The following is a 17,973-nucleotide window of genomic DNA, read 5'->3' as shown; positions in this document are numbered from 1 at the left end:
TTGGGGGATGTATATTTATGTAAAATGATGCAGAAAGATGCTTTAATTATTCTTATATCCCCCATCTTTGCGTAAAATTTCCCCTAATGATAAGTGAATGATGCTTTAATCCGTGGGTGTACATTAAATTAAATCAATGATTTTTCCGCAAATTGTTCTCAAATCAAACCGTGACGAAGCTGTTCGTCGTTTTCATCCGTGGGTATTTTCTGGGGCTATTGGCTCAATGAAAGGCCAACCAGCCGACGGCGACATCGTAGAAGTAGTAGATAATCGCAATAAATATTTAGCCACGGGCCATTATCATAATGGCAATATTGCGGTAAAGATTTTCAGTTACGAAAAAATAGTACCAGACGTGGCTTTCTGGAAGCAAAAACTCCAAAATGCTTTAACCGTTCGGAAAGTAATTTTTGCGAATCAATCCGACAATCTAACCAATTGCTACCGGTTAATCCATGGAGAAGGGGATGGGCTTCCGGGTTTAATTATTGATTATTACGATGGTGTTTTGGTGATACAAGCGCATTCCATTGGAATGTATCGCGTGCTGGAAGATATTTCGTTGGCGTTACAGGAGGTTTATGGAGGCGACTTAAAAGCCATTTACCACAAAAGTGCGGATACTTTGCCCGAAAATTTTGCCAAAAACGTGCTAAATGGTTATTTGTACGGCAACTGTGTTGTGCCTCATCCCGTCAAAGAAAATGGGCATACTTTTTTGATTGATTGGGAAACGGGTCAAAAAACGGGCTTCTTCTTAGATCAGCGCAACAACCGTGATTTGTTGGCGTATTATGCCAAAGGCAAAAAAGTCCTCAATGCGTTCTGTTATTCGGGAGGTTTTTCGATTTACGCACTGGCGGCTGGTGCTGAAAGGGTAGATTCTGTGGATGTTTCTAAAAAAGCCATTGACCTAACCAATCAAAACGTACAAGCCAATTTTGGCGATATTGCTACTCACCAGTCGTATGCCGAAGATGTCATGGCATTTTTAAAACAAACTTCCGATACCTACGATGTAATGGTGCTCGACCCTCCTGCCTTTGCCAAAAGTATGGCCGCCCGTCACAGGGCTGTTCAGGGATATAAACGACTGAACGCCGACGGCATCCGACATTTAAAATCGAATGGGATTTTGTTTACTTTTTCGTGCTCTCAGGTCGTTGACCGTGAGTTGTTTTATAATACCATTGTCGCCGCCGCGATTGAAGCCGGACGCCAAGTAAGGGTATTGCATCAAATCACGCAACCACCCGATCACCCAGTCAATTTGTTTCATCCTGAAGGCAGTTATCTGAAAGGGTTGGTACTTTGGGTAGAATAACATAAAAAAACAGGGGCAAGTAATTTTGCCCCTGTTAACCTTCAACTATCCAACCTCTATGGTAAGCTATCTCAATAGTTTACCACCCTCTTACTGGATAGCTGAGTACTATTTACCTACAATTTGTCCCTTCAATCCACCTAATACCCCTAAAAGTTCTCCTTTTTCGGTGGCGGGTACTTTAAATTTGTCTAGTGCAAGTACCAAGTCATTGACCAATGAATTGAATTCAGTTTCGGTAATGTTCATGCCTGCATGAGCAGTCACCATGTCCTTGCCTTTGTACATTTGAGGCCCACCGCTAGCTTGGCCAATTTGGTCGATCAAGTTGTTACGAAGCGCAGTTACCCGGGCTGTATTTCCTTTGGCAACATCATCCAACAGTGGTTTGAAGGTGCGCACCATGTTAGGGTCAGCGGCTACGTTTGCAATAAATTGGTCAACCACGGCTGAGATAGCGGTTACTCCACCCAAACGGTCATACAACGAAGGTGCTGGTGTTTCTTCCTCTTTTTTACAACCGCTCAAAACTGAAATCAGGGCGAAAGATAGGACAAGAATTCTCTTTTTCATGTGTGTTTAATTGATTTAATTGGTATATAAAATAGATTAAAATTGCTCTTTAATGTTCAAAGTAGGAGTGTGCTGCAGATTAGGGAGTTATTTTAGCGGAAACAAAGCGCGTATTTTACTTTTTCAAACGCCATTATGTATTCTTGTGGAACAGGGCATTGCGGACTTGGCGGCCCATCGGTTTTAAACACGGCCGCCTGTACTGGCCGACCTGTGATATTGCCCACCAATTTGCGAAGTGAACCTTCCGAAGTTTGGTCGGGGTCAAAGGTGATGCTGACCAATTCACTCACTGGATTTGCTCCGCAGGCGGTTACCCCTTCGTGTAGCGACACTTTTTCTTTCACTGAATTTACCTGCTCAGGGCTCTTCAGCCCGTCCACCTTGAAAATGGTCATGCTGATGGGCTTAACGTACGAGTGCATAGGGGCAGGTTCAAGATTTGCATATACCACAAAGGCCAAAAAGAGCCCCAAGAGAGTATATCCAATGCGTTTGGATGCTTTAATGAATGTGTTTTCCATAATTGAAGTTGGTTTTGCTTCTACTTACGGGAAAAGGATTTACAATAGATTTAGATAGTTCTTATTTTTTTTTGATATTGCAATCATTAAAAAAAGTAAAACCTAAGTCCATTTTCGCAAGTTGAGTGTGTATACTCGAAATATTAATAAGGTCTTAACCGTACTATATGGGATTAAAATTGCCTAAATACGATGAAGGCGAACTCGTTGAAATGCTTCGACAACAAGATCGAAAAGCATTCAGCTACCTCTATGATAACTATTCCGACGCTTTGTACGGGGTAGTACTCAAAGTAGTTCGCTCAGAAGAAACGGCGCAGGATTTGCTTCAGGAAATCTTCGTTAAAATCTGGAAGAATATTGCTCAATACGATGTAGGTAAGGGGAGGTTGTTTACGTGGATGCTCAACATTGCACGCAATACGTCCATTGATTATCTACGGGTAAATCGGCCGGAAATCCAAGACATTGAATCCGCCGTATATTGGGTTGAAGAGCATCAGGAGATTTATAACGAACTGGATGCCAAAGAACTGAGAGAGGTGGTCTCTCAGCTCAAACCGGAGCAGCAAACGCTGATTGAAATGGTATATTGGGGAGGTTATACCCACGAAGAAACGGCTCAGCGGCTAGAGATGCCGCTTGGTACCGTCAAAACCCGTGTGAGAAGCGCCCTTAGGGATTTAAGAAAATATTTTGGTACATGATTGACATAAAAGCATATATCGAATCGGGGATTTTGGAAGACTACCTTTCTGGGAATGTAACAGACCAAGAACGGCGGGAAGTAGACTGTCTTTCAAAAATATATCCTGAAATTAAAACTGAGTTGAATCAACTCAGCGAAGCCGTCGAACGTTACGCATTTGCTCACCGGGTGGCGCCGCCTGCTGGGCTTAAAGATAAAATAATGGCGCAATTGGTATTTGCCGACGATGTAAAGGAGGTTTCAGTGAATGACTTGCCTGCAAATAAAGCCACTGAAGAAGAGGCTGATGAAACACCTGTTTATAAACTTGATTCGCGCCAACCCTCGTTTCAGTGGGGGTGGGTAGCGGCAGCATCTATTGCGGCACTAATTGGCTCGGCGGTTTATTTCAACGCTCGTTTGGATACGCTCAATACTTCTTTGGCGCAGCAAAACGTGGAACTGAGTCAAAAAAATGAGCTGATTGCGAATCTAAATAACGCCGATAATCAGTTTGTTACCTTAAAAGGAGTTGACAAGTCGCCCAATAGTGCGGTACGGGTAGTTTGGAATCCCAAAACGCAAGAGGTCCAGCTGAATGTTCTTTCACTGCCCGTTCCAGCGGCAGGAAAGCAATACCAGCTTTGGGGACTAGTAGGCGGAAAACCCGTTGATTTGGGTGTTTTTGATGTCAATGGCGTGATGCAAAAAATGAAAAATGCACCGCAGGCCGAAGCATTTGCTGTGACGCTCGAAAAGAGCGGTGGAAGTCCAACCCCTACTTTGTCTGAAATGTATGTGATGGGTAAAGTATCAAGTTGATTACTTGCCATCATTAAGCCATAAAAAAAAGGCTGCTTGAAAAAGCAGCCTTTTTTTTATGGCTTAATGTTACTTCTGGATGTTGGCATCAATTACCAGTTCCTTTTCCCAAATAGCCTGATTTTCTTTTACAAATGCTTGGTACTTAGGGTGGTTCTGAAAAGTCGTGATGTCATCCTCTGTCCTAAATGTCAAATAATGCATGGCGTCATATTCTGACTTGCCAACTACACTAAGTGTTTTTCCGCCGCTGTAAGCAACCATCTGGGGAATTTCACGTCTCAACTGAGCAAACTCATTCATGTGGCGTTCGACGTCAGTAGCGGGAGTGCCCGGTTTGAATTTGATGCAAACGATTTTTTGGATTTCTGCCTTTTGGCTTGGAGTGTAGGCTCCGTAAATGATGAGCATAAAAACGCAAAGTCCAACGATCGGTTTAAAGTATCCTATTATTTTCTTCTTGTCCATGGTAAGTGACTAATTAAAAGAGTGCTATTGACTTAAATATCTGATTTTTGAATACGATGCAAAATTAACGAATGTTGTTTTAAAATTGTATATTTTTTATAAAAAATTGTAATAATTCTGTTAAAATGTAATTTTGCCAAATCAAATTATGAGACTATTTCCAACCGCAAAACAAGCTTAGGAGGCCCCTTTAGCATAGTATTGTACTTTCTGATTGTGTTTTAGCCATTTTTGCTGAGGGTTAGGGATTTAGAAGAACTAATTTTTTCACTTTTAACAATTTCAAACACTTTTAACCGCAATTTTAAATGTTACCAAAGCCTATTTTGCAAAATTTCAGATTTACGACATACAGAATAATATTTTGTGTAAGTGAGGTGTTTAAACATAAAAAATGGGCCGTTAAATCAATTTTTATCTTTTTGTTGCTGATAAGTACCCCCTTCCTAGCCTATAATTCGTCGAATACTTGGGGTTTTTGGGCGCATCAGCGCATCAATCGCTTGGCTGTGTTTTCGCTTCCGCCCGAAATGCTGGTGTTTTTCAAGAAACACCTTGATTATCTGACCGAAAACGCCGTCAACCCCGATAAGAGGCGTTATGCCGTTGTAGGGGAAGCACCAAGACACTACATAGATGCCGAAGCCTATGGCGATAGTGCTTTATACAAGTTGCCGCTGTACTGGAATGAGGCTGTTAAAAAGTTCGGCGAAGATACATTGGCGTTAAATGGCACCGTTCCCTGGGCGATTCAACAATACAAATCGCAATTGACGGAAGCCTTTCGACAACGAAACCCTCGACGTATTTTACGAGTTTCCGCAGATTTAGGTCATTATATTGCCGATGCCAACGTTCCATTGCACACCACCCGAAACTACAACGGACAACTAACGGGTCAGGAAGGAATCCATGCGTTTTGGGAAACCCGGTTACCTGAGTTGTACGCCGAAGAATACGACATGTTTTTGGGCTCGGCGGAATATGAACAAAAAACGGCCTTGCGCGCTTGGCAAGCGGTTAGACAGGCCAATGCCGCCTTGGACAGTGTTTTACGGTTTGAAAAAAATGCATCATTGCAGATGAAACCCGAACTGAAATATGCGTTAGAAGATCGCAATGGCGTGGTCATTAAAACCTATTCGCGTGAGTTCGCCAAGAAATACCATCAAATGCTAGACCGACAGGTAGAGCGACAGATGCGTGCTTCAGTAAAAATGGTAAGTGATTTCTGGTTTACGTGCTGGGTAGACGCAGGTCAACCTGATTTGGGGTCTTTAGCATCTTTTGAATGGGATAAGGCCGAAAAAGAGCAGGAGGAAAAAGAAAAGCAAAATTGGTTTCAAAGACTTTTTAAGGTAAGGTCTGAAAATGATAATTAAACAACCTGATTATATTCACGATAGCTCGGACTTTTACCACAAAAATTATCATCACCTTAAGCCTGTCATATGGAGCAATTTGCCCGCGAAAACTTAGCCGAGTGGAAACGTATTTTGGCCTATTGGGAAAAATATTCGCCTGATTATCAGCGTGGAGGGTTTCATGGTCAGGTAAATTATGACAATCAGCCAGTTTTAGATGCTCCGCGCTCGATTATTCTGGTCAGTCGTATCCTGTGGACCTTTTCGTTGGCGTATCGGCATTTTCACCGTAAGCGCTATTTGGTCCTTGCCGACCGAGCATACCATTATTTATACAACCATTTTAGAGATGCCAAAAATGGTGGTGTGTATTGGTCGGTCACTGCGGCGGGGGCTCCGCTCGAAACCCGAAAGCAACTCTACGGCCACGCCTTTGCGATTTATGGATTAAGTGAATACTATGCCGCTTCAAAATTTACCCCTGCGTTGGATTTTGCGCAAGAGCTTTTTAAAACCGTAGATAAGCACGGATATGATCCAGATAAGGGCGGTTATTTCGAAGCGTTTGGGCCAAGTTGGGAACTTGTTGATGATTTAATTTTAAGCAAAATGCCCTGGAATAAGTCTCAAAATACCCATTTACACATCATCGAGGCTTTTACAAATTTATACCGCGTTTGGCCCGATACTACCCTTCGTCAGCGCGTTGTGCATTTGACAGACACTTTTATGGAGAAATTGGTCAGTCAGAAAACGTATCGTTTACGTTTGTTTTTTAACCAAAATTGGAACCCCAAGGACGAAACAATTTCATACGGACACGACATTGAAGCTTCTTGGCTGTTGTGGGAAACGGCCGAAGTGTTGAATGACCACGAACGGAGCGGAAAAGTGAAGCAATTGTGCATTAAAATGGCCGAAGCTGCCTGTACTGGGTTAGGCCAAGATGGTGCGTTGGATTATGAATTTGACCCTGCCACCAATCACCGAAATCATGAGCGTAGTTGGTGGGTATTGGCCGAACAAATGGTAGGATTTTACAATGCTTATCAGCTGACAGGGGAGGAGCATTATAAAGATAAGTCGCTCAAAAGCTGGGAATTTATCAAAAAATACGTGCTAGATACCCAAAAAGGAGATTGGTTTGGAACCGTTAAACCCGACTTGACACCCGTTCGAAACGCTAAGATAAGTTTTTGGAAATGTCCCTATCACAACAGCAGGGCGTGTTATGAAATTGTCAGACGATTGGAAAAATAGGCAAACAGGAGAAAATCATCCTCCTGCCTGCCCATAATCAATTATTTATTTTCTTGCAACACAAGTACATCATGTCCAACGGCGCGTTTACCGTCTTTTTCATCAAGCGTAAACTGCACCCGGTCACCGATCACGAGGTCATTAAAATCATAATCTCGGAGGCTGGTATAATGAAAAAAGACATTGTTGGGGGGATACTTTATAAATCCAAAGCCTTCTTTGAGGGATAAAATAAAACTTTCCTTGCGTTCTTCATCGTTGAGCAGCGCAGTGTTTGACTCTTCAATGGTATTTTCTGAGGGTTCTTCCCCTTGTTTTGTAAATACTTTGCCTTTATTACGCGGAACAAACAGGTTGCTGTTGAAGGCTTCACCACGACTGTTAATAATGTCTTGCATGGCTACTGGATAGGTCACTTCTGCCAACAAATCCTGAGAAGTACGCGTATAAAAACGACTACCCTCTTCATCGGTATATTCAAAATCCCAGCCCAAGACCATTACCCGCGTACCAAGGGTGTTTAATTTTCTCACCAAGGGGACATAATCGCCATCTGCCGCAATAAGTACTAATACATCGAACCTTTTGTAGAAAGCCATTTCAAATGCTTCTAGCGCCAGCCAAACGTCAATACCCTTTTCGTGTTTTTTGCCCAGAGTACTCCTTACCGGTAAATAATGGGTTGTAACCCCCTCCGACATTAGGATGTCGTCAAAGACCCGTTCGTAGTAGAGCAAATCGCCGCGTTGACTAGCTTCCCCTGCCGTGAGTCGCCCTCTGAAATAATGAGCGTCCACTATTTGGCAGAGGCGTGGATCATTTTTCTCCACTTCTGCTACCTTCTGTCGTATAAAATCATGCAAGCCATTGATGCTGATTCGACTGCGGCGTTCGTGCGTGTAGTTATAGTAATTGCTGACGTGCAAGAAATAATTACCATCATAAAATACACCGATACGAGTTAAACTGTTCGGATTTCTGTGATTCATAGGTTCAAATAAAATTTAGGTAGGGTAGGGATGCTATATAAATATTTTTGGTGCTATATGTTATTTTTTTATGCATTTATTTAATTCAGAATGGGTTATCTGTACAATAAAATTTATACTATGGAGAAAGGCGTTCAATTTTCCATACATTATCGACGTCGATTCGGTAACGAATGCGGTCGTGTAAGCGACTGGGGCGGCCTTGCCAGAATTCAATTTCTTTGGGGATAACCCGGTAGCCTCCCCAATGGAGTGGTCTAGGTACAACTTGATCTAAAAATGTTTGTTCCAACAGGGATAATTTTTTTGTTAAAACGTCTCGATTCTCAATGACTTCGCTTTGTTCAGAAACCCAGGCCCCCAATTGGCTGTTTCGGGGACGAATGCTGAAATAAGCGTCGGATTCAGCGTCAGAGACTTTTTGTACATCCCCAAAAATGCGAACCTGACGTTCCAATTCTGCCCACCAGAAGGTAAGTGCCGCCACGGGATGGATGGTCAAATCTATCCCTTTGTGACTGTTATAATTAGTATAAAACACAAATCCCGTCGAATCTACCTCTTTGAGTAGTACTACGCGGCTATGCGGGTAGCCATCACCGCCGAGTGTGCTGAGAATCATTGCATTTGGTTCGATTACCTCGGCTGATTGGGCCTCTTCAAACCATTTTTCAAATTGAAGGAAGGGATTTGCTAAAACATCCTCTTCGGTTAATCCGTTTAGACTATAATCTTTTCGTAGATCAGCCAGTTTTTTACCTGCCATTTTGGGTTAATTTAGATTTAAAATTGAAAAACCGGTTTTGAAACATCGAAAAACGGTCATTATTATTATTTTTGCAAATCTAAGCGATGACTACCACATTTACGATGATTAACGACGGAGCAGAATTAAGCGAAAGCGAACAACTCACTCAGCAGAGTGTTGCAGCCATGGAAGAACTTGACGTGGTTGAAGAACAGTCAGTTGATTATACTCAACTTGATAAGAAGGGGTTTGTGAATTTATTAGAAAATCAACTGGTAATTGCCAAAAGTGAGGGGGCCAAACCCGCTGATTTTAAGCGAACAGACGAAATTCTCAAAGAAGTAAAAGTTTTCTTCGACCAAATCAAAAAGACAGAACGTGATGAGGCCGAACAACGCTATATTGCTGAAACAGGCTCAGATGAGGGTTTTGAGTTCAAACCAGATGATCTAAGTCAGCGTTTTGATTCCCTATACCGCCAAATTAAGGATGTTAAGAATCATTACTTTCAGGATTTAGAGAAATCGAAAGATAAAAACTTTACGGTTAAGACTCAACTCCTCCAACGCCTGCGTGAATTGGTTGATGCCGATGAGGCAAACTCCATGAATCCCGCAACAAGTTGGCAAGAATTTAAGAAAATCCAAGACGAGTGGAAATCGGCAGGAAACATTGCGTCTCCCCACAACAGCACGCTTTGGGCCACATTCCACGCGTTGATTGATCGATATTACAGCAACCGCAATATTTATTTTGAACTTAAAGAACTTGATCGCAAGAAAAACTTGCAGCTCAAGGGTGAATTAGTTGAAAAGGTAGAAGCGCTTGCCAAAAGTTTGGAAGGTAAAGCCCTCAGTCGGGGTGTGTTGGAGGAAGCAAATGCACATTTTGAGGAATACAAACACATCGGGCCAGGACCAAAAGCGGAGCAAGAGTTGCTTTGGCAACGTATGAAGTCAGCTTTGGATGTACTATACGATGCGCGTCGTGCCCAAACGGAGGATCAAAAACAGTTGCTTTCCCAAAATTACGAAATCAAATCCAAGATATACGAGGCATTGGTTCCGTTTACGGCATTTACTTCCAGCAGCATTAATGAGTGGAACGAAAAGACCAAAGAAGTGGTAGCACTTCAAGAGCAATGGGTAAATGCCAAAGGACAGATGTTGCGTGACGAAGGTCGTGAGTTGAGCAAAAAGTTTTGGGCAACCCTCAAAACGTTTTTTCACAACAAAGGAGAGTTCTTCCGTCAACTGGAAGCCAAGCGCGAACAAAACCTGAAACTTAAAACAGAACTTTGCGAAGCAGTTGAAGGAATTTTGGCAGCAGGTGAAGACTCCTCTTCCAATACCGATAAAGTGATTGCGCTTCAAAAACAATGGAAGCAGATAGGGCAAGTTCCTGAGAAATTTAAAGATTCTATTTTTGACCGATTCAAGAAAGCCTGTGATGCCTATTTTGACCGTAAACGGGCTAAGAATTCTGAAGTAGAGAAAGAGTTTGTTGAAAACCTCACCAAAAAACAAGCACTTTGTGAAAAAATAGAATCAGGGGCAAAAGCTGGCGAAGCAAGCTTAAGTGATTTGAATGCATTCAAATCAGAATGGGCAGGCATTGGATTTGTACCAAAGAAAGATATGCAGGCCATCAACAAGCGTTATATTGATGCGGTCAATGCGTACGTGAGTGCTATCGGGAAACTCTCTTCTAAAGAGCGTGAGCAGGTTATCCTTGAAAATGAAGTGTCGATGGTGGCCGATGGCGAATCATCACGCAGTCTCCAACGCAAAGAAATGGATATCCGCCGCCGGATGACGCAAATTGAAAACGATTTGACGATTTGGCAAAATAACATCGAATTCTTTGGCCGATCTAAAAATGGCGAGAAAGTTCGTGCAGAGTTCGTGAAAAAAATCGAAGTAGCCCAAAAGCAACTGGCTGATTTTAAGCATCAATTGAAAATTATTCGCGAAGCTTTGTAAAAAAAAGTAAACTAAATTTGTGTAAAGTAGTAGAAAATACTACTTTTGCACCACGAAATAAGAATGTCTTTAACGCTCCACCATCTGAATCATTAAAGATAAATTATTCGTGAATATTGCCTCCATAGCTCAGCTGATAGAGCAACTGACTTGTAATCAGTAGGTCGCTGGTTTGATCCCGGCTGGGGGCTCCAAAGTGTTACTATTTACACTCTAAACAAATAGAAAAAGCCTCCATAGCTCAGCTGATAGAGCAACTGACTTGTAATCAGTAGGTCGCTGGTTTGATCCCGGCTGGGGGCTCTAAGCCGATACGAAAGTATCGGCTTTTTTTATTGCTCATTTCAGGCGGCAAATGGGATCAAGTACAAAATTTGTGGAGCAACTTAGATTAAGCATATATCTGAGTTAGCCGATACAGGAAGAATTCTATGTTTCTTACCCCTCTGAATTGACTTCTGAACGCTTTGATTTTAGCGTTGAAGGATTCGGCAGAAGCATTAGTACTTCTATTATCAAAGTAATTAAGAATCGTCTCATAGTGGTTTTGGATGGAGCGCGCCACCGTATTAAAGGCTTTAAATCCGGACTGACGTACTTTCTCGTGCCATTTGGCGAGTCGTGCCAATCCATACAGTTTATCGTGGGTATTCTCAAAGATATGACTCAAAGACATGGTTAATTCATAAGCTTTTTTCAAGTCAGCATAGCGCTCAAAGAGCAGTTCGGCCCTTTGCTTCTGGCTTTCTGTCCAATCTGAGTCTTTTTTGTAGAGTACATACCTGCTGCGGGCCAATAACTGTTTCACTGTATCGCCATTGGAAAGCACTTCCGGCCGGTATTGTGTTTGAGTGGCTTTTGCTTGCTCAATAGCCTCATTTTCTGCCTCAATGGCTTGCCAACGATACTTGATTCTGATTTCCTGTAAGGCTTCCGAAGCTAATTTCTGTACATGGAATCGGTCAGTTACCTGTGTGGCAGAAGGAAAACAGCGTTTAGCGATTAAAGCCATATTGCCCGCCATATCCAACGTAATTTCGGCTACCTTTTTGCGCGTTTTCAGGGGAATTTTCCGAAGAATCTCAATGACTGTTTCCGCTTTCGTTCCTGCCACAACAGCTATAATGCCGCTTCTACCCTTGGCAGCTTTGTTGGTAAGAATGGTATACAATTCACCATCCGACAGGGACGTCTCATCAATCGAAAGATGCGTACCCATATTTTGAGCATACAGCAGCCATTGTTTGGCATGATGCTTTTGATCCCATTGCCTAAATCCGCTTTGATAATCTTTGTACTGACGCAGTAGATTTTTACCGTTGACTCCGTAAAAACGCCCAATGGTATGGGTATCATTTGGAGTCGTATCGATGTATCTCTTTTAAAAAAGACGCAAATTCCTGTGTCATTCGCGTGCCTTGGCCTACCTGATTCCAATTCCGTTGTTCTACTTTTCCAGTAGTGGTATTAAGCCAGCGACGGCGCTTGATATGAAGAAATACCCGTTTATCTCGAATGGGAAAGTCTTGAATCGTAATCTCAGGCAGAAAACCTTTCGATAATAAGTTCTTCCCGGAAAGCTCTGATTCTTCATAATTCTTCTCTTGGAGGTAGATATGAAGCACATTCGATACAGGTTCAACTTTGAGTAATTCGTAGTAAGATACGATAAAATCAGGTAAGAGGTACTCTACTAAAGGTAGGAAACTTTCCAAAACAGATAGGGTTGATTAAAACACAAACCTAAAAAAATCCAACGCTCTCCACAAATTTTGGGTTTGATCCGGCAAATGTCAATCAGCAACTTCGGCTCTAAGCCGATACGAAAGTATCGGCTTGTTGTTTTTAACTACTTTGAACCTACATGCGCTGTCTCTCTTTTGGGATCTGCCCATATTAAGAAGGCATCATTCTAATAACTTTTTTGTACTTTCACTTTTAAAAAGAAGGTGACCCATTTTAAAACATTGCTTTAAAATGAATAAAAGGCTGTCCATTTTGTTGGTATTGATGTGTGGTTTTGGGGTTGGGGGATGTTGGTATCGTCAATGTCCAATCAAAGGCTGCAAAGTGCGTCATGAGCATAGTCATGGAAGGAGTATTGTGCGTGGGAGAGGCACTTTTCCCAAGCCCCATTTCTTTGGAAAGCCGAGAACTTCGGCCGAAAAAAGAGAGCAGGCAAACGAAAGACGGCGTAAGAGGAGCTAGTTTTGCCATTATAAAGTATTTGGTGTATTTTTGTACAAAAGCATTTAATTTTTGTTTATGTCAGAAAACACCGGTAATATTATTCCTATTAACATTGAGGATGAGATGCGTACGGCTTACATTGATTATTCAATGTCGGTCATTATTTCTCGTGCACTCCCTGATGCCCGCGATGGATTAAAGCCTGTTCACCGTCGGGTGCTTTATACAATGTTTGAATCGGGCTTTTTGCACAATCGCCCCTATAAAAAATCGGCCCGTACCGTAGGTGACGTTATGGCCAAGTATCACCCTCACGGCGACGCTTCAATCTACGATACCATGGTGCGTATGGCGCAACCTTGGTCACTTCGTTACATGCTGGTTGATGGTCAGGGAAACTTTGGTTCCTTGGACGGCGATTCCCCCGCTGCCATGCGCTATACAGAATCAAGGCTGAAACGAATTGCCGAAGAGATGTTGCAAGACATCAATAAAGAGACCGTTAACTTTCAGCCTAACTACGATGATTCTGATGAAGAGCCGACCGTATTACCCGCCAAATTGCCCAACCTACTTTTAAACGGTTCTTCGGGTATTGCCGTAGGTATGGCCACCAATATGGCCCCTCACAACCTTACGGAGGTCATTGATGGGACCATCGCTTACATTGATAACAATTCTATCACTGTTCAAGAATTGATACAATACGTCAAAGCCCCTGACTTTCCTACGGGAGCTATTATCTATGGATATCAGGGAGTTAGGTCTGCTTATGAGACAGGAAGAGGACGGGTCGTGATGCGTGCAGTGGCTACTTTTGAGCAAACAAAGACAGGGCGTGAGCAAATTGTGATTACCGAGATTCCGTACATGGTCAATAAGGCAGACATGATCAAACGGATTGCTGATATGGTCAATGACAAACGTTTGGATGGGATTTCTGCCATCCGTGATGAGTCAGACCGTGACGGGATTCGCATTGTGTTTGAGTTGAAAAAAGATAGTATTCCCAATATTGTTTTAAATCACCTTTATAAGTTTACTCCCCTTCAATCATCATTTAGCATCAATAACGTTGCCTTGGTAAAAGGCCGCCCTGCGTTGTTGAACCTGAAAGATTTGATAAAGTATTACGTGGAGCACCGGGTGGAAGTGATCACCCGACGTACTCAGTACGACCTTCGGGAAGCAGAAAAACGGGCCCATATTTTACAAGGATTATTGATTGCCCTCGATAACCTAGACGCGGTCATTAAATTGATTCGTAGCGCCCGTGACCCCGAAACCGCCCGGAATGGTCTGATTGAACAGTTCAGTTTGAGTGAGCCTCAAGCCCGGGCTATTCTGGAGATGCGTTTACAACGCCTTACGGGAATGGAGCGCGACAAAATCATCGCCGAATTCGAGGAATTGATGAAGCTCATTGCTGATTTACAGGATATTTTAGCCAACGAAGTTCGTAAGTTCCAGATCATCAAAGACGAGCTTACTGATTTGAGAGCTCGCTACGGTGATGCCCGTCGCTCAAAAATTGAATACGCCGCCGAAGAGTTTGCGGATGAAGACATGATTGCGGATGAAGAAATGTTGATTACCATTTCGCATCAAGGATACGTAAAACGTACCCCAATCGGCGAGTACCGTACGCAGGGCAGGGGAGGAGTTGGCTCAAGAGGGGTTACTACCAAAGATGATGACTTTACGGAGCATTTGTTCTCGGCAACTATGCTCAACTATCTGCTGATTTTTACGGAATTTGGCAAGTTGTTTTGGCTCAAAGTATACGAAATCCCTGAAGGTTCAAAAACGGCGAAAGGTCGCCCCATTCAAAACCTCATAAACATTGAGTCGGGTGATAAAGTAAGAGCTGTCATCAATGTTCGTACTTTAAGTGATGCTGATTATATCAACAATAATTACATCATCATGTGTACTGAAGACGGCACCATCAAAAAGACATTGTTGGAAGCCTATTCGCGGCCACGTGCCAACGGTATTGCGGCCATTACAATCAATGAAGGTGACCGTTTATTGGATGTGGCACTGACCAATGGAGACAACCACATTATTATTGCTTCAAAGGAAGGGAAGGCTGTTCGATTCCATGAGAGCCGAGTTCGTCCAATGGGCCGTACTGCTGCTGGGGTGAAGGGAATCGAATTGGGTGGTGAAGGAACCACAAATAAAGCGATTGGAATGCTGTGTGTTAGTAATTTGGAAAAACAACTTATGGTTGTATCGGAAAATGGATACGGTAAACGATCACAGATTGAAGATTACCGTGAGACCAACCGAGGCGCTAAAGGTGTAACAACGCTGAATATTACGGAAAAAGTCGGAAGTCTGGTGGCAATCAAAGAAGTCTCGGATAGTGATGACTTGATGATTATCAATAAATCAGGAATCGCGATTCGTATGTCAGTCACTGAAATACGCGTTGCGGGCCGAAACACCCAGGGAGTGCGGTTGATTAAATTAAACGAGGGCGACGAGATTTCATCCGTTACCCGTATAGAATCAGAAGAAGCGGTTATTGATGGAAGTGAAGAGGGAGGCGCAGCTGCCCCCGAACCACCAATCGAAGCCTAGATTGGATGATATATTTGTGATAAGAAAGTAGATTTTAGGGTATAATTTTGTTATTTATCCAACAATCTGCTCTCTTATCCTTTTTTTTAAATTTATTCAATCAACAATAAGTCAATTTTTATCCCGTTTTTTGCTCAAATTTTAAACTTAATAACTTACCTCAAAATGAAAAAGTTGATCGTAACATCTGCTTTTAGTTTTTTTGCTATTTCTGCCTTTTCTCAGGTAGACAAATTAGTACTTGAACAGAAAAAGAAAGAAAAAGAAAAAAGCGACAAAGCTATCACAGACCCCAAAGCAGGTGCAAAATCGAGCACTTGGCTAGATCGGGGCAAATTGTATGATGAAATCGCCCGTCTCTATACTGAAATGGATTCAAGTGCTGCTTTAGTGGCTTATGAGTCATTTAAAAAAGCAGTAGAAGTAGATGCCGCAAAACCAGGTAAGGTGACAAAAGAAGCTCAGAAGTTTCTGACAGGAGGAACAGATGATAGTGGTGTGAACTTGGGAACGTCACTTGTAAAACAAGGTGCTGAGAAATTCCAAACCAAAAAGTACGATGAGGCAATTAAATTTTTTAACATAGCACAGGAAGTGAATCCGAAGGATACGCTGGCACCTTTATACGGAGCTTACAGTGCCATGCAGAGTCAGAAAAATGACATTGCTGCGACCATGATGGAGCAATACATCGAAAAAGGAGGGAAGGACGCTGGGAACTTCGCTTTGTTAGCCCAATTGTACCGTATCGAAAAGAAGAACGACAAAGCACTCGCAATCTTGGATAAAGGAATGGAAATATTGCCTGCAAGCAAAACATCCTTTAAAGCCGAGCGCGTCAATGTGCTTTTAGACACACAACGTTTAGAAGAAGCCAAAGTTGGTCTGAATGAATTGATTGACCTAGATCCCAAAAACGCGCAATATGCACTTAACCTGGGTATTTTGAACGACAATGAAGTACAACAGATTACGGCAGAAATCAGAAAATTAGCCGAAACATCTAAAAAAACAAGTGGGGTTGATCGGAAAATAAAAGAAGCTGAAGAGACCGATAAAGTTTTTGCGGACGAAGTAAAAAGAATTGCTGGATTAATTGCAAAACAACCAAAAAATGCTGATTTGAAACGTCAGAAAGCAGAGGTTGAAGCAAAGCAGAAGGAAAATAAAGTTGCCTTAGAAGAAGCAAAAGCAGAGTTGGTTAAGACAAAAGAAGAAATTGCCAAACTAGGAGATCCTTCAGCAAAAATTGCAGAACTTAATGCAAAACTCACAAAGGCCCGTGAAGGTGCAAAATCCGCTTATGACAGAGCACTCAAGGCGGATCCTAACAATTACGATGCACTTTTTAACATGGGTGTATTTTATTTCAATGAAGCAGTTGAAATGAAAAGAGAAGTAGATGCCATGGACATGAAGGAGTATAATGCAAAAGGCAAAGACCTAGAACCTAAGGTTTGCGGTAAATTCAAGCAATCACATCCTTATTTTACAAAGGCCAAGGCGATTAAAGAAGAAGAAGCCGTTGTCGAAACACTGAAACAATTGGATGTCATTTTGAAAGAATTTGAAGGAAAGAAAATTGTTTGTGAAGAAACAAAATAATAAAATAAGGAGTGGGTTCAACTCACTCCTTATTTTTGAATGTTTTATTTAACATAATGTAAATTATAATACATATTTTTACTTTAAATGAACATACTTTTGGTACAATTTTTGATCGGATTGTGTTAAATTATCATACCTATGAAAAATGAATTTTTTACTTCTATAAAAGTGCCAAAGATTAAAAACCGTCTTCAACAACTACCTATGCCTAATGACATTCATGAATATTTAATGAATGCAGATGAAACGGAAACGGCGATTGAGAATTCGCAAGAAGAATTGATTCTAGGCCAAAACAGCAATGTGCGTCATCTATGTGGCAAATATGAAAGATATTCGCTCTGCGAGGACCAAAAACGCCTTGTAAAGGATATTGTGACCATTTATGCAGATGGAAAAGTGATTGTACGATCAATGGAAGGAATTCAGAAAGGTGTTGCGTCGTATTTTATGAATTCAATCTTAGCCATCAATTTAAGTACACTAAATGATAAAGACGCAATTAGTACTCATTTATTGATGTATGTCGGACGATTTGAATATAGAGATATTGAGTGCCTACATGCTGTTTGTTCAACGATCAATAGCCACAACATACCCCTTTCTCGTCAAGAAGTCTTAATTCCGACGAAAACACTCGGCATTCTATCCGAAATTTTTCCGATAGAATCTCAAGCATTTTACAAATTGAATTATAAATACCCTCAATTGCTAAAATCTCTTCAGGCGCGTCCGTTGCTTACCTCCAATCGTATTTCATGGTAATTTTACCCTTTTACTACGTATTTTTTTAAAAAGCTGATTACCAGATGTTTAGATATTCACGTGAAACGTTGTGAAA

Annotated in this window: 17 protein-coding genes and 2 tRNA genes; 11 read left to right on the top strand and 8 right to left on the bottom strand. The window is 41.8% G+C overall.

The genetic code is table 11. The features are described from left to right. Positions 1-136: 136 nt before the first annotated feature. Positions 137-1,327 (top strand): class I SAM-dependent rRNA methyltransferase, encoded by a 1,191-nt coding sequence (locus GVN20_RS06005; protein WP_166557468.1) that lies wholly within the window; start codon positions 137-139, stop codon positions 1,325-1,327. A 108-nt stretch (positions 1,328-1,435) separates the two neighbouring features. Here the strand turns inward: GVN20_RS06005 and GVN20_RS06000 are convergent, their stop codons facing one another. Together GVN20_RS06000 and GVN20_RS05995 are read right to left on the bottom strand one after the other, a co-directional pair. Continuing rightward, positions 1,436-1,900, bottom strand: coding sequence for a group 1 truncated hemoglobin (locus tag GVN20_RS06000; protein WP_114065655.1), 465 nt, complete (start codon positions 1,898-1,900; stop codon positions 1,436-1,438). Between the two features lie 92 nt (positions 1,901-1,992). Further along, a complete protein-coding gene (locus GVN20_RS05995) occupies positions 1,993-2,424 on the bottom strand; it encodes a heavy-metal-associated domain-containing protein (RefSeq protein WP_166557467.1) in 432 nt (143 codons plus the stop codon). A 167-nt stretch (positions 2,425-2,591) separates the two neighbouring features. Between GVN20_RS05995 and GVN20_RS05990 the strand changes: the two genes are divergently transcribed. After that, positions 2,592-3,131, top strand: a complete 540-nt coding sequence (locus GVN20_RS05990; protein ID WP_114065657.1) for an RNA polymerase sigma factor — start codon at positions 2,592-2,594, stop codon at positions 3,129-3,131. Next, positions 3,128-3,934 (top strand): anti-sigma factor domain-containing protein, encoded by an 807-nt coding sequence (locus GVN20_RS05985; protein WP_166557466.1) that lies wholly within the window; start codon positions 3,128-3,130, stop codon positions 3,932-3,934. Before GVN20_RS05990 ends, GVN20_RS05985 begins: the two co-directional genes overlap by 4 nt. 69 nt (positions 3,935-4,003) lie before the next feature. On the opposite strand, the gene GVN20_RS05980 is transcribed toward GVN20_RS05985, so the two are convergent. Continuing rightward, positions 4,004-4,402, bottom strand: coding sequence for a Dabb family protein (locus tag GVN20_RS05980; protein ID WP_114065659.1), 399 nt, complete (start codon positions 4,400-4,402; stop codon positions 4,004-4,006). Between the two features lie 425 nt (positions 4,403-4,827). On the opposite strand from GVN20_RS05980, the gene GVN20_RS05975 reads away from it, so the two are divergent. Both GVN20_RS05975 and GVN20_RS05970 read left to right on the top strand, forming a co-directional pair. Next, positions 4,828-5,784 (top strand): zinc dependent phospholipase C family protein, encoded by a 957-nt coding sequence (locus GVN20_RS05975; RefSeq protein ID WP_229598984.1) that lies wholly within the window; start codon positions 4,828-4,830, stop codon positions 5,782-5,784. A gap of 69 nt (positions 5,785-5,853) precedes the next feature. Then, positions 5,854-7,026 carry an AGE family epimerase/isomerase gene (locus GVN20_RS05970; protein WP_166557465.1) on the top strand — a complete coding sequence of 391 codons (1,173 nt, stop codon included), beginning with the start codon at positions 5,854-5,856 and terminating at the stop codon, positions 7,024-7,026. A gap of 41 nt (positions 7,027-7,067) precedes the next feature. Here GVN20_RS05970 and GVN20_RS05965 read toward each other — a convergent pair whose 3' ends face one another. Together GVN20_RS05965 and pdxH are read right to left on the bottom strand one after the other, a co-directional pair. Then, a complete protein-coding gene (locus tag GVN20_RS05965; protein WP_166557464.1) occupies positions 7,068-8,015 on the bottom strand; it encodes an NYN domain-containing protein in 948 nt (315 codons plus the stop codon). Positions 8,016-8,133: 118 nt separating this feature from the next. Beyond that, positions 8,134-8,781, bottom strand: a complete 648-nt coding sequence (pdxH, locus tag GVN20_RS05960; protein ID WP_166557463.1) for a pyridoxamine 5'-phosphate oxidase — start codon at positions 8,779-8,781, stop codon at positions 8,134-8,136. Between the two features lie 86 nt (positions 8,782-8,867). On the opposite strand from pdxH, the gene GVN20_RS05955 reads away from it, so the two are divergent. The 3 genes from GVN20_RS05955 (at position 8,868) to GVN20_RS05945 (ending at position 11,048) form a co-directional block, all read left to right on the top strand. Further along, positions 8,868-10,745 carry a DUF349 domain-containing protein gene (locus GVN20_RS05955; protein WP_166557462.1) on the top strand — a complete coding sequence of 626 codons (1,878 nt, stop codon included), beginning with the start codon at positions 8,868-8,870 and terminating at the stop codon, positions 10,743-10,745. 118 nt (positions 10,746-10,863) lie between these two features. After that, positions 10,864-10,939: transfer RNA gene (locus tag GVN20_RS05950), tRNA-Thr, on the top strand. 36 nt (positions 10,940-10,975) lie between these two features. Next, positions 10,976-11,048, top strand: a tRNA-Thr gene (locus tag GVN20_RS05945). An 88-nt stretch (positions 11,049-11,136) separates the two neighbouring features. Here GVN20_RS05945 and GVN20_RS05940 read toward each other — a convergent pair. From GVN20_RS05940 to GVN20_RS05930, 3 genes are all read right to left on the bottom strand, one after another. After that, positions 11,137-12,117, bottom strand: a complete 981-nt coding sequence (locus tag GVN20_RS05940; protein ID WP_166558156.1) for a transposase — start codon at positions 12,115-12,117, stop codon at positions 11,137-11,139. Beyond that, on the bottom strand, positions 12,098-12,370 hold the full coding sequence (locus GVN20_RS05935) for a transposase (protein ID WP_229598982.1): 273 nt from the start codon (positions 12,368-12,370) through the stop codon (positions 12,098-12,100). Before GVN20_RS05935 ends, GVN20_RS05940 begins: the two co-directional genes overlap by 20 nt. 334 nt (positions 12,371-12,704) lie before the next feature. Next, complete coding sequence (locus GVN20_RS05930) at positions 12,705-12,962, bottom strand: hypothetical protein (RefSeq protein ID WP_166557460.1); 258 nt, start codon at positions 12,960-12,962, stop codon at positions 12,705-12,707. Between the two features lie 48 nt (positions 12,963-13,010). Between GVN20_RS05930 and gyrA the strand changes: the two genes are divergently transcribed. The 3 genes from gyrA to GVN20_RS05915 all read left to right on the top strand — a co-directional run bounded on the left by gyrA (position 13,011) and on the right by GVN20_RS05915 (position 17,897). Continuing rightward, positions 13,011-15,524, top strand: a complete 2,514-nt coding sequence (gene gyrA, locus GVN20_RS05925) for a DNA gyrase subunit A (protein ID WP_166557459.1) — start codon at positions 13,011-13,013, stop codon at positions 15,522-15,524. Between the two features lie 165 nt (positions 15,525-15,689). Then, positions 15,690-17,129, top strand: a complete 1,440-nt coding sequence (locus GVN20_RS05920) for a tetratricopeptide repeat protein (RefSeq protein WP_166557458.1) — start codon at positions 15,690-15,692, stop codon at positions 17,127-17,129. Between the two features lie 141 nt (positions 17,130-17,270). Further along, positions 17,271-17,897, top strand: a complete 627-nt coding sequence (locus GVN20_RS05915) for a hypothetical protein (protein ID WP_166557457.1) — start codon at positions 17,271-17,273, stop codon at positions 17,895-17,897. Positions 17,898-17,973 lie beyond the last annotated feature (76 nt).

Source organism: Runella sp. CRIBMP, from assembly GCF_009905605.1.
Classification (GTDB): Bacteria; Bacteroidota; Bacteroidia; order Cytophagales; family Spirosomataceae; genus Runella.
This window is presented reverse-complemented; position numbering and strand designations above follow the sequence as displayed.

What these genes read in the sequence shown, in the direction of transcription:
- GVN20_RS06005 (WP_166557468.1), top strand. Translation starts at nt 137, where the DNA reads ATGATTTTTCCGCAAATTGTTCTCAAATCAAACCGTGACGAAGCTGTT.
- GVN20_RS06000 (WP_114065655.1), bottom strand. Translation starts at nt 1,900, where the DNA reads ATGAAAAAGAGAATTCTTGTCCTATCTTTCGCCCTGATTTCAGTTTTG.
- GVN20_RS05995 (WP_166557467.1), bottom strand. Translation starts at nt 2,424, where the DNA reads ATGGAAAACACATTCATTAAAGCATCCAAACGCATTGGATATACTCTC.
- GVN20_RS05990 (WP_114065657.1), top strand. Translation starts at nt 2,592, where the DNA reads ATGGGATTAAAATTGCCTAAATACGATGAAGGCGAACTCGTTGAAATG.
- GVN20_RS05985 (WP_166557466.1), top strand. Translation starts at nt 3,128, where the DNA reads ATGATTGACATAAAAGCATATATCGAATCGGGGATTTTGGAAGACTAC.
- GVN20_RS05980 (WP_114065659.1), bottom strand. Translation starts at nt 4,402, where the DNA reads ATGGACAAGAAGAAAATAATAGGATACTTTAAACCGATCGTTGGACTT.
- GVN20_RS05970 (WP_166557465.1), top strand. Translation starts at nt 5,854, where the DNA reads ATGGAGCAATTTGCCCGCGAAAACTTAGCCGAGTGGAAACGTATTTTG.
- GVN20_RS05965 (WP_166557464.1), bottom strand. Translation starts at nt 8,015, where the DNA reads ATGAATCACAGAAATCCGAACAGTTTAACTCGTATCGGTGTATTTTAT.
- pdxH (WP_166557463.1), bottom strand. Translation starts at nt 8,781, where the DNA reads ATGGCAGGTAAAAAACTGGCTGATCTACGAAAAGATTATAGTCTAAAC.
- GVN20_RS05955 (WP_166557462.1), top strand. Translation starts at nt 8,868, where the DNA reads ATGACTACCACATTTACGATGATTAACGACGGAGCAGAATTAAGCGAA.
- GVN20_RS05930 (WP_166557460.1), bottom strand. Translation starts at nt 12,962, where the DNA reads ATGGCAAAACTAGCTCCTCTTACGCCGTCTTTCGTTTGCCTGCTCTCT.
- gyrA (WP_166557459.1), top strand. Translation starts at nt 13,011, where the DNA reads ATGTCAGAAAACACCGGTAATATTATTCCTATTAACATTGAGGATGAG.
- GVN20_RS05920 (WP_166557458.1), top strand. Translation starts at nt 15,690, where the DNA reads ATGAAAAAGTTGATCGTAACATCTGCTTTTAGTTTTTTTGCTATTTCT.
- GVN20_RS05915 (WP_166557457.1), top strand. Translation starts at nt 17,271, where the DNA reads ATGAAAAATGAATTTTTTACTTCTATAAAAGTGCCAAAGATTAAAAAC.